Source organism: Pseudomonas cannabina (assembly GCF_900100365.1).
Taxonomy (GTDB): Bacteria; Pseudomonadota; Gammaproteobacteria; order Pseudomonadales; family Pseudomonadaceae; genus Aquipseudomonas; species Aquipseudomonas cannabina.
The window spans coordinates 2,146,083-2,159,572 of record NZ_FNKU01000001.1; the positions used below are offsets into that span (position 1 = coordinate 2,146,083).

At 61.5% G+C, this 13,490-nt stretch carries 14 protein-coding genes and 1 pseudogene; all 15 read right to left on the reverse strand.

Annotation, left to right across the window (positions count from 1 at the left end; translation table 11 throughout):
- Window positions 1-70 precede the first annotated feature (70 nt).
- Window positions 71-820: a phosphonate metabolism protein PhnP gene (phnP, locus tag BLT55_RS09965; protein WP_054998960.1), complete on the reverse strand. Its 750-nt coding sequence runs from the start codon at window positions 818-820 to the stop codon at window positions 71-73.
- Window positions 811-1,377, reverse strand: coding sequence for a phosphonate metabolism protein/1,5-bisphosphokinase (PRPP-forming) PhnN (gene phnN / locus BLT55_RS09970; protein WP_054998961.1), 567 nt, complete (start codon window positions 1,375-1,377; stop codon window positions 811-813). The genes phnP and phnN overlap by 10 nt, the downstream gene beginning before the upstream one ends.
- On the reverse strand, window positions 1,377-2,522 hold the full coding sequence (locus tag BLT55_RS09975; RefSeq protein WP_054998962.1) for an alpha-D-ribose 1-methylphosphonate 5-triphosphate diphosphatase: 1,146 nt from the start codon (window positions 2,520-2,522) through the stop codon (window positions 1,377-1,379). Before BLT55_RS09975 ends, phnN begins: the two co-directional genes overlap by 1 nt.
- Complete coding sequence (gene phnL, locus BLT55_RS09980) at window positions 2,516-3,232, reverse strand: phosphonate C-P lyase system protein PhnL (protein ID WP_054998963.1); 717 nt, start codon at window positions 3,230-3,232, stop codon at window positions 2,516-2,518. The genes BLT55_RS09975 and phnL overlap by 7 nt, the downstream gene beginning before the upstream one ends.
- A gap of 32 nt (window positions 3,233-3,264) precedes the next feature.
- Window positions 3,265-4,086, reverse strand: coding sequence for a phosphonate C-P lyase system protein PhnK (gene phnK / locus BLT55_RS09985; RefSeq protein WP_074800360.1), 822 nt, complete (start codon window positions 4,084-4,086; stop codon window positions 3,265-3,267).
- Complete coding sequence (locus BLT55_RS09990; RefSeq protein WP_054998964.1) at window positions 4,083-4,970, reverse strand: alpha-D-ribose 1-methylphosphonate 5-phosphate C-P-lyase PhnJ; 888 nt, start codon at window positions 4,968-4,970, stop codon at window positions 4,083-4,085. The genes phnK and BLT55_RS09990 overlap by 4 nt, the downstream gene beginning before the upstream one ends.
- Window positions 4,967-6,046, reverse strand: coding sequence for a carbon-phosphorus lyase complex subunit (locus BLT55_RS09995; RefSeq protein WP_054998965.1), 1,080 nt, complete (start codon window positions 6,044-6,046; stop codon window positions 4,967-4,969). The genes BLT55_RS09990 and BLT55_RS09995 overlap by 4 nt, the downstream gene beginning before the upstream one ends.
- Window positions 6,046-6,642, reverse strand: coding sequence for a phosphonate C-P lyase system protein PhnH (gene phnH, locus BLT55_RS10000; RefSeq protein WP_054998966.1), 597 nt, complete (start codon window positions 6,640-6,642; stop codon window positions 6,046-6,048). The genes BLT55_RS09995 and phnH overlap by 1 nt, the downstream gene beginning before the upstream one ends.
- Window positions 6,642-7,106, reverse strand: coding sequence for a phosphonate C-P lyase system protein PhnG (gene phnG / locus BLT55_RS10005; protein ID WP_054998967.1), 465 nt, complete (start codon window positions 7,104-7,106; stop codon window positions 6,642-6,644). The genes phnH and phnG overlap by 1 nt, the downstream gene beginning before the upstream one ends.
- A 14-nt stretch (window positions 7,107-7,120) precedes the next feature.
- Window positions 7,121-7,852, reverse strand: a complete 732-nt coding sequence (phnF, locus tag BLT55_RS10010; protein WP_042912918.1) for a phosphonate metabolism transcriptional regulator PhnF — start codon at window positions 7,850-7,852, stop codon at window positions 7,121-7,123.
- A 38-nt stretch (window positions 7,853-7,890) separates the two neighbouring features.
- The gene (gene phnE, locus BLT55_RS10015) at window positions 7,891-8,679 is read right to left on the reverse strand and encodes a phosphonate ABC transporter, permease protein PhnE (RefSeq protein ID WP_054998968.1); all 789 of its coding nucleotides are present in this window, start codon (window positions 8,677-8,679) and stop codon (window positions 7,891-7,893) included.
- Window positions 8,680-8,704: 25 nt separating this feature from the next.
- Window positions 8,705-9,712: a phosphonate ABC transporter substrate-binding protein gene (gene phnD, locus BLT55_RS10020; RefSeq protein WP_007249702.1), complete on the reverse strand. Its 1,008-nt coding sequence runs from the start codon at window positions 9,710-9,712 to the stop codon at window positions 8,705-8,707.
- Between the two features lie 51 nt (window positions 9,713-9,763).
- On the reverse strand, window positions 9,764-10,597 hold the full coding sequence (gene phnC, locus BLT55_RS10025) for a phosphonate ABC transporter ATP-binding protein (protein ID WP_054079906.1): 834 nt from the start codon (window positions 10,595-10,597) through the stop codon (window positions 9,764-9,766).
- A gap of 977 nt (window positions 10,598-11,574) precedes the next feature.
- Window positions 11,575-12,339, reverse strand: a complete 765-nt coding sequence (locus BLT55_RS34765) for a methyl-accepting chemotaxis protein (RefSeq protein ID WP_375233507.1) — start codon at window positions 12,337-12,339, stop codon at window positions 11,575-11,577.
- 93 nt (window positions 12,340-12,432) lie between these two features.
- Window positions 12,433-13,464 (reverse strand): annotated as a pseudogene (locus BLT55_RS34770) (HAMP domain-containing protein); the annotation flags it as partial.
- Window positions 13,465-13,490: the final 26 nt, after the last annotated feature.

Consider the following 13,490-nt stretch of genomic DNA (forward strand, 5'->3'; position numbering starts at 1 on the left):
AGGCTTACAGGCGTCTGGAACGGGCGTTTTCGGGCGATCAGCGCACAGTTTTTTGCGCTACAGACTCTGTTTACATCACCATTGCGTCTCGTCCGACCACAACGTGATTCGGCAATCGTTGCGGCCGCTCCATCAGCCAGGCATCCAGCGTGTGGCCGATGTGCGTCAACACTGCTTTGTCCGGTCGCAGTTGGTCGATGGTTTCCAGCGCCTGGGTCAGGTCATTGTGATTGCGCGGCGGCTGGGGCTGCGGCGGCATGGAGCAGTCGAGAATCACCAGGTCCAGCGGTTGGCGTTGCAGGAATTCACGTGTGGCATCTGGCAGGCCGACGGTGTCGGTCAGATAAGCGATGCGCTGCCCTTCACCCTCCAGCAGATAACCGAAGGTGAGCCTTGAGTGCATCAGCGGCAGCGCGGTGACCTGCAACGCGCCCAGCGCGCGCGTCTCGAAGGCGGCAAACGGCTGGCTGAAATCCAGAATGCCGGGGTGTTTGTACAGGTCGGCCAGCCCTTCCGGGTCCGCCGGGCCGTGGACCGGAATCACCAGCCCCTGGCCCCAGCGCAAATGCAGCAGGCCTTGCGCATGGTCGGCGTGGTAGTGAGTTTGCAGAATGCCGCTCAAGCTGTGCGGCGGAAAACGTTCGGTGAGGTCGGTCAGGCCGCTGTCGATCAGCCAGCGCTGGTCGGCGCACTCGATCAGCGCGCTGCACGGCAACCGCCGCAGGGCCTGATCGGCGCGCGCCGCCAGACACGCCACGCACTGGCAGCCGTAGACCGGCACTTGTCGGGCATCGCCAGTGCCCAGCAGCGTCAGGCGCATGCGTGACGCTTGTCCAGTACACCAATCAGGGTGGCAACGGTCTGTTGCAAATCGCCGGAATTATCCAGGGAAAAAACCTGCGGATCGTTGGCCAGTACGTCTCCGGCAAAACGTGCGTTGCGCTCCAGGCGCTCCTCGATTTCCCCCAGAGTTTCGCGATTCCGTGCCAGCAGGCGCTGACGCAACACGTCCTGATTGACCGTCAGCAGCACCGCCAGCAGGTTCGGGTAACGCATCTGCGCTTTCTGCAAATGCGCCCGCGAGCCATTGATCAGCACATCATGGCCTTCCAGCAACCATTGATCGATTTCGATGGGAATCCCATAGTGCAAGCCATTGGCCTGCCAGCACAGGGCAAACGCGCCGCGCTCGCGCATCTGCTCGAACTGTTCGACCGTCACTGCCTGCGCCGCCTCGCCCACCGCTTCTGCGGAACGGGTGATCACCCGGCGCACCACCCGGCAATCGCGTCGCGCCAGCGTTTCCCGAGCGGCATCCAGCACGCTGTCTTTGCCGGAACCCGACGGCCCGATCAGATAAATCAACCTGCCAACCATCAAAACACCCTCTTGCCCTGTCGCCATACCTTGTCGATTACCGGCAAGCCGCCATGACTGCGCGCCTGGATAAGGTCCGCGCGCAGACCGACGCGAATTTCACCGCGATCCGCCAGACCGGCGGCAAGCGCCGGGGTGCGACTGACCATGTTTATCGCCTGCGGCAGCTCGCACTCGTTGTCCTGCTCGACCAGCATGAATGCGGCCTGCAGAAGGCTGGCGGGATAATAGTCGCTGGACAGAATGTCCAGAAGCCCTTGCCTGGCCAATGATGCCGCCGCCACGTTACCGGAGTGCGAGCCGCCGCGCACGATGTTCGGCGCGCCCATCAAGACACTCATGCCCAGGCGCCGGCAACCCTGGGCCGCCTCCAGCGTGGTCGGGAACTCGGCGATGTTCATGCCGAAGCCCGCCGACTCCTCGACATGCGCCATGGTCGCGTCGTCATGGCTGGCAATCGACAGGCCACGCGCCAGGCACAACTCGACAATCGCCCGGCGATAACGGTCAGCGTATTCGGTGGAATTAGCTACTTGATCGACGATGAAGCGATCCATCTCTTCGTGGCTCATGTGGTATTTGCCCATGTAGTACTCGCGGTACTTGGACTCCAGCGCGAACTGACGCTGGCCGGGCGCATGGTCCATCACCGACACCAGTTGCACCAACGGCTGGTCCACCAGATCACGGAACACATTCAGGGTGTCCGGGTGGCTGACTTCGCAACGCAGGTGCAGCAAATGTTCAGCGCGAGTCAGGCCTGCCGCGTTGGCGTCGGCAATCGCCTGCAACATCGCGGGCAGTTGCTGCATCCGTTTGCCCTTGGGGTTGATATCACCAATCGACAGCGCATCGAACACGGTGGTAATGCCAGCCGCGACGATCTGCGCGTCGTGACTGATCACCGCTGAAGTCGATGGCCAATCGACACCTGGCCGTGGCGACAGATGCTTTTCCAGATTGTCGGTGTGCAGTTCCACCAACCCCGGCAGCAGGTAATCACCTTGCAGATCCTGAGCCTGACTCAACTGGCTGCGCCCGGTCTGTACCTCGGCAATCAGCCCATCGCGAACCACCACGGTGCCGGTGAACACCTGTTCGGCGTTCACCACGCGGGCATTACTGAAAATCTGTTCGGTCAGCATTGCAGCAACTCCTTGGCGGTGAGGTCCACCGGGGTCATGTCCAGTTGACGGTTGGCGACCGACTCGCGGGCGTCACGGTCATGAAAGATCCCAATCAACGCAGCGCCGGCCTGCTTGGCCTCATCGACCAGTTCCAGCACCACGGTGCGGTTGGCGTCGTCCAGCGAGGCAGTCGGTTCATCGAGCAACAGCACCGGCCACGGCACCATGAAGGCCCGGGCAATGTTGATGCGTTGCTGTTCACCGCCGGAGAACGTGCTGGGTGCCAACGGCCACAAGCGTTGCGGAATGTTCAGCCGGGTCAGCAACAGCTGCGCACGCTCCAGTGCCTGCTCGCGCGACCAGCCTCTTGCCAGCGCAGGCTCCATCAGCACATCCAGGCTCGACACCCGCGGGATGACGCGCAGAAACTGGCTGACGTAGCCCAGCGTCCTGCGCCGTACCTCAAGCACCTGGCGCGGATTCGCACCGACCAGTTCGACCCATTCACCCTCGTGCTGCACTCGAATGCTCCCGCCCGCAGGCAAATAGTTGCCGTACAAGGTGCGCAACAGCGTGCTTTTGCCCGCACCGGACTGGCCACTGAGCACCAGGCATTCGCCGCTGCGCACCGAGAAATTCAAGCCGCGCAGCACATTGAGGACCACGCCGTTGTGCTGATGCAGGGTGAAGGTTTTCGACAGGTCGCGAACCTCGATCAGGGTTGTCATCGGTTTCACCTTTTCTACGTGGGATGTGCGGCTCATGGCTGCAACACCGAGGACACCAGCAGCTGCGAATACGGGTGCTGCGGGTCATCGAGAATCTGATCGGTCAGGCCGCTTTCCACCACTTCCGAGCGGCGCATGACCATCAGCCGGTCGGCCAGCAGACGCGCGACGGCCAGGTCGTGGGTAACGATCACCACTGCCAGGTCGAGCTCGCGGACCAGCCCGCGCAACAGGTCGAGCAAACGCGCCTGAACCGACACGTCCAGCCCGCCAGTGGGCTCGTCCATGAACACCAGTCTCGGGCTGGAGACCAGATTGCGGGCAATCTGCAAACGCTGCTGCATGCCACCGGAAAAGGTACGCGGCAGGTCATCGATGCGCAGCGGATCGATTTCCACCTGGGTCAGCCAGTCCAGCGCTGCGCCGCGCAGTTGCTGATAGTTGCGCACGCCCTGGGCCATCAGCCGCTCGCCGATGTTGGCCCCGGCCGACACGCCCATGCGCAAACCGTCACGCGGGTTCTGTTCGACAAAGCCCCACTCGGTGCGTAACAGCGTGCGGCGCTGCGCCTCGCTGGCGCTGTACAGGTCGAGCCAGTCGCCGTGCTTGCCGCGATAGCCGATGCTGCCGCGATCCGGCGGGCAGCGGCCACTCAACAGCGACAGCAAGGTGGACTTGCCCGATCCGGACTCGCCGACAATGCCCAGCACTTCGCCGGGGTACAGGTCGAAACTGACGTCCTGACAGCCCTTCTGCACGCCATACAGGCGGATCAGGCCACGCACCTTGAGCAGCGGCTGCGCAGGTTCGGCGTGGCGCATGCCCTCGGGATTCACTGAAAGGCCACTGATCATCGAGCGTTCTCCTGCTGTTTGACGCGCTGTGCGCAGTAGTCGGTGTCGGAACAGACAAAGCTCTGGGTCCCGGCGTCATCGAGAATCAGTTCGTCGAGGAACGAGTCGTGGCTGCCGCAGATGGCACAGCACTGCTCCCAGCGCTGCACTTCAAACGGGTGGTCTTCAAAGTCGAGGCTCACCACCTGGGTGAACGGCGGCACGGCGTACAGACGTTTTTCGCGTCCGGCACCGAACAGCATCAGCGCCGGGCTCATGTGCAGCTTGGGGTTGTCGAATTTCGGAATCGGCGATGGGTCCATCACGTAACGCTCATCGACCATCACCGGGTAGGCGTAGCTGGTGGCGATATGGCCGAAGGTCGCGATGTCCTCGTAGAGTTTGACGTGCATGACGCCGTAATCATCCAGCGCGTGCATGGTGCGGGTTTCGGTTTCCGAGGGTTCGATGAACCGCAGCGGCTCGGGGATCGGCACCTGATAAACCATGATCTGATCGGCGTGCAAGGGTGTTTCCGGAATCCGGTGACGGGTCTGGATCACCGTGGCTTCCGGGGTACGCTCGGTGGTGGCAACGCCTGCGGTGCGGGCGAAAAAACGCCGGATCGACACCGCATTGGTAGTGTCGTCAGCGCCCTGGTCGATGACTTTCAACACGTCATCGTCAACCAGAATCGTGGCGGTCAGTTGCATGCCACCCGTCCCCCAGCCATAAGGCAGCGGCATTTCACGCCCGCCGAATGGCACCTGGTAACCGGGAATCGCGACCGCTTTGAGCAGCGCGCGGCGAATCATGCGTTTGGTCTGTTCGTCCAGATAAGCGAAGTTGTAGGCCTCATCCCGTGCAGGCCGTTGCGGTGCGGTGCTCGTGGGTGCAGTACTCATTGGTCGCTCTCCGGATTCGTTGCGGACTTGCGCAGCTTGCGGATCAGTTCGAGTTCAGACTGAAAGTCGACGTAATGCGGCAGTTTCAGGTGCGAGACAAAGCCCGCGGCCTCGACGTTGTCGCAGTGCGCCAGCACGAATTCTTCCTGTTGGGCTGGCGAGCGGATTTCTTCGTTGAATTCCTCGGCGCGCAATGAGCGGTCTACCAGCGCCATGCCCATCGCCTTGCGCTCCGCGTTGCCGAACGCCAGGCCGTAACCACGGGTGAACTGCGCCGGTTCGCTGGCCGAGCCGACGAACTGGTTGACCATCTCGCATTCGGTGATTTCGATGTCGCCAATCAGGATCGGAAAGCCCAGCTCTTCGGGCTCGATCCAGACCTCGACCTCGCCGATACGGATTTCCCCGGCGAACGGGTGATTGCGGCCATAGCCGCGCTGAGTCGAGTAGCCCAGCGCCAGCAGAAAGCCCTCGTCTCCCCGCGCCAGTGCCTGCAAGCGCTGGGCACGACTGGCCGGATATTCCAGCGGCTCGCGGGTGATGTCCGCCACGCGCTCGCCATCATCGACTTCGGGCTTCATCAGCCTTTCGTTGGCCAGCAAACCCAACACGCGCGGGCACGGCTCCAGCGTGGCCTGCGGATCGACAGTCGGGCCGGGATGCTCGCCTTCGGCCAGCAAGGTGAAATCCAGCAGGCGGTGGGTGTAGTCGAACGTCGGGCCCAGCAACTGGCCGCCGGGCAAGTCCTTGAAGGTGGCTGACAAGCGTCGATTGAGCTGCATGTTCGAGGTGTCGATCGGTCGGCTGGCGCAGAAGCGCGTCAGGGTCGTGCGATAGGCGCGCAGCAGGAAGATCGCCTCGACCAGATCGCCTGCCGACTGCTTGATCGCCAGCGCGGCCAGTTGCGGGTCGTACAGCGAGCCTTCGCTCATGACCCGGGCGACGGCGAGTGGTAACTGCTGGCGGATCTGCTCGACGTCGAGTTCAGCGATGTCCGAATCGCCTCGGCGCCTGTTGGCCAGCAGTCGGTGGGCGTTATCGATGGCCTGTTCACCACCTTTGACGGCAACGTACATCAGACACACTCCTTCACGCGGGTACTGCGTGGCAGGCCGAGCAACCGATTGCCCGACACAAAGAACATGTCCAGACCGCACGGAAACGGGTTACGCGATTCACGCTCACTCCAGAAGCTGTTCTCCAAGGGCAATGCCACGTTGTTTTCTCGTTCGATACCGGGACCGCTCCAGCTCAGTGCCCGCCCGCTTTCGAGGCTCGGCAGCTGGATCAACAGGGTGCAGGACTGATCCGGGTAACGGTCGTTGCCGACGTCAAAACCGTCCAGACTCTGGGCCGTCGGCGCATCGAGCAAGGCAAAGCGCGCGGCGTTGCGATCAGCCACAATCGGGCTGCCGCAATGAAAGGCAATATTGGCGCGAATCGCTGGCGTGTCGAACGCAGGTGCCAGCCAGACGGGTGTGTCGAGGTCCAGCAATGCCAGGCACAGCGCATGGGTTGCGCTGTCCAGCCCCTGCAACGCCGGTGGCTGATGCCCGGCGGGCAGGGTCTGGATCACGCCGGGGCCGGCCAGCGCCTTGAGCGCCACACGAAAACTGCGTTGCGCGTCCAGTACAGGATCGGTGAAAGCAGGTTGCAGAAGAGCGGCGTTCATCAGTCTTCTCCTCGGACCAGAGTAAAGAATTCCACTTTGGTGGCAGCGGTTTCGGCATCCTTGTGGGCCCGGCGCCCGGCTTGCGCACGCGCCAGCGGTTCGATCAGTTCGCTCAGCCACCAGGCCTGTTGCGCGCCCTGCAGGTGGGCGTCAGCCAGCGCGGCCAGTTCGGCGTGGCGCTTGTCACGACCGGCCAGATAGCTGTAGCCGGTGCGGCCGTCGGCCAGGCGCACCACGCAGCGCGTGACACTCATCTCGCCCAGATTGAACGCAGAGCCGGTGCCGCCCATACGGCCGCGCACCAGGGTCATGCCGATTTCCGGGGCGCGGATCATCTGGTACTCGGTATCACGCAGCACGACCTCATGGCGGTTCAACTGCTCGCGGCTCGGCTGATCGACGTGAGCGCGGGCCAGTACGCCCATCCAGTGCTGGCGCGCGGCGATTTCGGGAGTTGTCTGCATGGCACACCTCAGGGTCAGGTCGTCTTGATCGGGGTCGCTAAAGGGGTCTTTACTTGATACTGGAAGCGGTCGGCGCGGCTGACCGAGCGCGAAAGCTCCACCGGCTGCCCCGCCGCGTCGCAGGACACGGTCAGCACGGTCAGCGCCGGCATGTGCCGCGGCATCAACAGCCAGCCGGCTTCCTCACGGGACGGCAGTCGCGCCCCGATCAGGCTTTGCACCCGGCTCAGCGGCAGCTCGCGCTCGGCCAGGTACTGGCGCACCGAGCCGCCTTTGTAATCGGCCAGCAACTCGCTGTAACGGGCGCTGTAGCGATGGAAGATCAGGCTCACTGCCTGGCCATCCAGTTTGCGCAGGGTCTGCAACTCGATCAGCGGCGCCTGCTCTTCCAGCCCCAGATGCAGGGCATCTTCACGAGTGGCCTCACAGTCGCGACGGCGCAGCAGAATCGCTTCCACACCCAGCCCTTGCGCCGACCACGATTTGCTGTAGGCGCTGTCGGCCTGCATCGGATAAATCAGCGGGCGTTCCAGCACCTGAGTGCCCTTGCCCTGGCGACGCAACACACTGCCCTCACGCACCAGCTCATCGACAGCGCGGCGGATGGTGTGGCGATTGACGCTGAAACGCTCGGCCAGTTGAAACTCGGCCGGCAGAAAGTCGCCAGGCTGGTAAGTGGCCAGTTCCTCACGCAAGGTGTTGGCCAGTTCGCGGTACATCGGGCTGGCTTGTCTAGACAACTGCATGGTTAAAAAAAGTGTTCATCGGAACACCTCCTCTTCGATCAGATGAATTGCTTGCGTAGGCGCTGCGACACAATGTCGATCACGCTCACCACAACGATGATGACCAACAGCACGGCGCTGGTCTGGACGAAGGCAAAGGAGCGGATGTTTTCCCAGAGAATCACCCCGATCCCGCCTGCCCCGACCATGCCCACCACGGTTGCCGAGCGCACGTTCGATTCGAAACGGTATAGAGCATAGGAGATCCACAGCGGCATGACCTGCGGAACCACGCCGTAGATCACTTCCTGTAACGCGCTGGCTCCGGTGGCACGCACGCCCTCGACCGGTCCGGGTTCGATCGCCTCGACGGCTTCGGCAAACAGCTTGGCCAGTACGCCGGTGGTGCTGATCCACAGCGCCAGCACCCCGGCGAACGGCCCGAGACCGACCGCGACCACAAACAGCATGGCGAAGACCATCTCATTGATCGAGCGAAACGCATCCATGCAGCGCCGCAGCGGCAGGTGAATCCACCACGGTGTGATGTTCTCGGCGCAGAGAATGCCCAGCGGTATCGAGCAGACAATCGCCAGCGCCGTGCCCCACAGAGCGATCTGGATCGTTACCAGCATTTCCTTGAGGTAGCTGCGCCATTCGCGAAAGTCCGGCGGGAAGAAGTCCGAGGCGAAAGTCGCCATGTTCGACGAGTCGCGCACCAGCGCCATCGGGTTCATTTCCGCGCCCTGCCAGGCCCAGGCCAGGGCGGCCAGCAACAGCCCCCAGCCCAGATAGCGCGGCCAGTTGTGCTTGCCCGCGACGTGCGCGTATGCAGCTTGAGTGGTCATGAAGACCTCCTGTCGGAGACTGCGATCAGCCGGCGGCGCTGGCTGCGGTTTTCGGGTTCAGCTCGGTCATGCGTTCTTGCAACTTGCTCAGGCTGGCGTCGATGTCCTTGAGACGAGTGGCTTTTTCCTGAGCATCGAGGGTCGTGCTGGCGGCGACTTCAGTGCGCTGCTTGAACAGTTCGAGCTGGCGAATCGGCAATAACTGGTCATCACTGGAGGTGAGGAACTTGCCCAGTTGCATGTTCTTCAGCACGGTTTTCTCTTCGTCGGTATTGCCGTAAGTAGCGAAGAACTCACGAATCTTTGCCTTGTTCTCGTCCGACAGGGCCTTGCTCCAGACCATCGGGTCTGACGGAATGAGCGGCGACTTCCAGATCACTTTCAGTTCTTTGACCTTGTCCGGCTGGGTCACCGCCAGGCGATCCCAGCTTTCGGTGTTGAAAGTCGCGACATCGAGCTGGCCCTTGGCGACGCTCAGTGCGTTGACTTCATGGCTGGAGTTCAGCGTGCGCTTGAATGCGGTGGACGCATCGACGTGGTTCTTGGCGAATACGTAGTAGCCGGGCACCAGATACCCCGAGGTGGAGTTCGGATCGCCATTGCCGAACGTGAGGTTTTTGGCGTTCTTGAGCATGTCTTCAACCGAATTGATCGGGCTGTCCTTGCGCACGATCAGCAGGCTCCAGTAACCCGGCGCACCGTCGGCCGCGGCGGTCTGAGCGAAGACTTCGCCGTTGGAGCGATCCACGGCTTCTATTGCGGCTTTGTTGCCGACCCAGGCCACATCGACCTTGTTGAAGCGCATGCCCTGAATCAGACCGGCGTAGTCCGATGCGAAGGTGGCGTTGACCTTGAGGCCGGTTTTCTTGCTCATGTCGTCGAGAAACGGCTGCCAGATACTTTTCAGGTTCTGCGACGATTCGGTGGACATGATGCCGAAATTGATGACTTTCTCTTCTGCGTGGGCAGTGCCCAACGCACAGGCGGTCAGCAAAGCGGCAGACGCGAGGACGCGACCGATACGGTTGAACATGCAAGCTCTCCTGATAATGAGGTGGATGCAACGGCAGTGAAGGTTGAATCGTCAGACTTTCGCCAGCGTCAGACGCGACGGCTGGCGGACCCGGCGGCTGCGTTCGGTGATCATCAGGCTGGCATCCTCGTCTGCGCCGTACAGGTCATTGAGGAACTGCTTGCTGAGGTCTTTTGCCAGGCCGTCGTAGTGAATGCGCCCGCCTTTGAGGGCGACGGCACGTGGGCAATAACGCACGGCGTAATCGACTTGGTGCAAGGTCACCACGACCGTCTTGCCGTCGCGGCGGTTGATGTCGGCGAGGATTTCCATGACTCGGCGAGCCGATTCGGGGTCGAGCGAGGCAATCGGTTCGTCGGCGAGAATGACTTCGGCGCGCTGGGTCAGCGCCCGGGCGATGGCCACACGTTGTTGCTGGCCGCCCGACAGCGTCGAAGCGCGTTGAGTGGCAAGGTCGGCCAGCCCGACGCGATCCAGTGCGGCCATGGCACGCTGTTTTTCTTCACGGTTGAACAACGCCAGGCTGCCGCGCCAGCGTGGCATGCGGCCCAGACAGCCAAGCAGCACGTTATCCATGACGCTGAGGCGATTGACCAGATTGAACTGCTGGAAGATGTAGCCGATGTCGGCGCGCAGGCGTCGCACCTGGCTATTGAGGCGCCCTGCCGCCTGAACCTCGCGACCCAGCACCTGAACGTGTCCGCCATTGCCACGATCACAACAGGCAAGGCCCGCGAGGTGGCGCAGCAAGGTGGACTTGCCGGAGCCGGAGGCGCCGATCAAGGCAACCATTTCTCCCGGTTGTATAGACAATGCGAGGTCGACGAGCGCACTTTTGTGCGAAAAGGTCTTGTTCAGGCCCTGGACATGAATGGCTGCGTTCATGAGGCTTCTCGGTCTGGGCACGACCCGGGACAGGTCGTATTCGGTTGTCAGCCAGACTGGCCCCGCGGTGTTGCAACCGCATGAACCGCAAATGACGGGGGGATAACAGTTTGTCGCAGGTGTTGTTGCAATGCGCACATGGGATTCTTGTCTGCTGGACGGAGTGGCGCGACGAGGGGAGTTGCTATCGTGCCGGCGCTCTGCGTCGGTATGCAGTTCGTGACGCTCTGCGTCACACAGCGGTTCTGCGATGTCAGTGCTGTTTGTTTCTGACTCAGGTCACCTTTGCGCCCCCCGGCGAACAGCATTAGACGGAGCATAGATACTTGTGGGAGTGAGCTTGCTCACGAAGACGCTGGTCCAAACACCCTATTCCTGAAGGCTGTAACGAACTCTTCTCCGCGTCACGCAGCGGTTCTGCGATGGCAGTGATGTTTGTTTCTGACTCAGGTCACCTTTGCGCCCTTACGGCACCCTACTTTGAGGGACCAAAGTAGGCAAAGTCCCGGCTCCGTTTCCGGCCCGACTTCGTCGGGTTCCTTCGTCCTGACACTGATCCGGGGGCCGCCGCAACGGGCCATCCATGGCCCGGTGCAGCTTGCTCGGCGTCCTGCCTCGCATCCCCCGGATCAGCGCCAGGACTCAGCCGTCACTTACGTCGCAATCGGCGTCGTCAGTGACATCGTGATAAAAAAGCGCTTTGACTATCGTGCGACGCTCTGCGTCGCATGCCGTTCTGGACGCTCTGCGTCCGATCTTTAGTGTGCGATGCAGATGGGGGACGTTTCGCGTCACTCAGCGGTTCTGCGATTTCAGTGATGTTTGTTTACGGCTCAAGGCACCTTTTCGCCCCTCTGCGAGTGACTTTGATGGGGCCAAAGTAACCAAAGCCCCTGGCTCCGTTTCCGGCCCGACTTCTTCGCACTCTGCGTCGCCAGTGCTATCGCGTACGTTGGCAGCGACGCAGAGGTGCAGGATCAGATCCTGAAGCTGCCGACCAGTTGTTGCAGTCGGGCGGCTTGTTCTTCGAGGGAGTTGCAGGCTTCCAGGGTCTGGCGCAGGTTGTCGACGCCCAGTTGGTTGAGGGTGTTGATGTGGGTGATGTCGACGTTGATCGACTCGACCACCGAGGTCTGCTCTTCGGTTGCCGCCGCGACCGACTGGTTCATGCCGTTGATCTCTTCAATGCGGCGGGTCACGCTGCTCAGGCGCTCACCGGCAAGGTTGGCGATACCGACGCTGTCCTCGCTCTGACGCTGGCTTTCGGTCATGTTGGTCACCGCTTCACGGGCTCCAACCTGCAACTCTTCGATCATCTTCTGCACTTGCTGAGCTGAATCCTGGGTGCGATGCGCCAAATTACGCACTTCGTCCGCGACCACCGCAAAGCCGCGCCCGGCCTCACCGGCGCGCGCCGCTTCGATGGCTGCGTTGAGCGCCAGCAGGTTGGTTTGCTGGGAAATGCTGGTGATCACCTCAAGAATCTGCCCGATGTTGGCCGTCTTGCCATTCAGGCTCTCGATGTTCACGCACGACTCACTGATCTTGCCGGACAGCTCGTTCATTGCCTTGATGGTCTGCTGCACCACGTTCTGACCATCACTGGCCAGGCCGCTGGCATCACTCGACTGCTGCGACGTGCGCGCAGCGTTTTGCGCGATTTCCTGGGCCGCCGCGCCCAGTTCATTGATCGCCGCGGCCACGCTTTCGGTGCGGTTGGCCTGCTGGTCGGAGTTACCCATCGACGCGTTGGAGACCTTGACCACGCGTGTGGCCACTTCGCCCAGTTGCGCCGCTGTCGAGGCCACTTCGCGAATCGAGGTGTGAATACGCTCGACGAAATGGTTGAACGACTCGGCCAATGCGCCAAATTCATCCTGTGACGTGATGGCCAGACGCTTGGTCAGGTCACCTTCACCGTCGGCAATATCGCGCATCGCACGGCCCATCTGGTGCAACGGCTGCATCAGCACGCGGATCAGCAGGCCCAGCAGCAGAATGATCACCATCACCACAACCACCATTGCGGTGATGGCAGAGGTGCGGAACTCGCTCAGCATGGCGTAGGCAGAATCCTGCTCCAGCACCAGCGCCACGTACCAGTTGGCAGTCGAAACGCCCTGAACCGGGGTGAAGGAAATGATTTCGGGCTGTTTGCCGGAGTCGATTTCGGTCACACCCGTGGCAATTTTCGGCGTGTTGCCCGGGTAGGCCTCGCTGATGTTCTTGAGCACCAGTTTACTGTCCGGATGCACCAGAATCTTGCCGACGGCACTGACCAGAAACGCATAACCGTGGCCATCGAAGTTCAGCGAGTTAATGATTTTCGTGACGTTATCCAGCGATATATCGGCACCGGCTACCCCGGCGAACTGATTCTGGATCTTGACCGGCGTGGCAAGGGTCATGACCAGTTTGCCGGACGATGCGGCAATGTACGGTTCGGTCACAATGGTGCCCGGCGCATTTTGCGCGGCTTTATACCAGCCACGCGCACGCGGGTCATAATCAGCTGGACGATTGCCGGCCGGGACCGAGAACATCACGCCTTCGGTACTGCCGAAATAGCTCAGCTGGAAGTTGTCGCTGTAAGTTGCCAGACCAATTGCACGCTGCAATTGCGGTAATTCCTTGCCGTCCACGGCGATTTGTTGCGACATCGATTGCAGCAATTGAATACGACTTTCCAGCCACGTCTGAATATTCTGCGTGGTCAATGTCCCCAATTGTTGCAACTCGGCCTTGACACTGGATTTGAGCGACTGACGTTGTCGATAGTCATTGACGACAATGAACACACTGAACGCAACGACCACAATCAGTGCAGCGGCGAGAAGGATTTTTTTGCTGAAACCCAGACTTTTCATAGCGGTTACTTCCACGGCAAAAACCA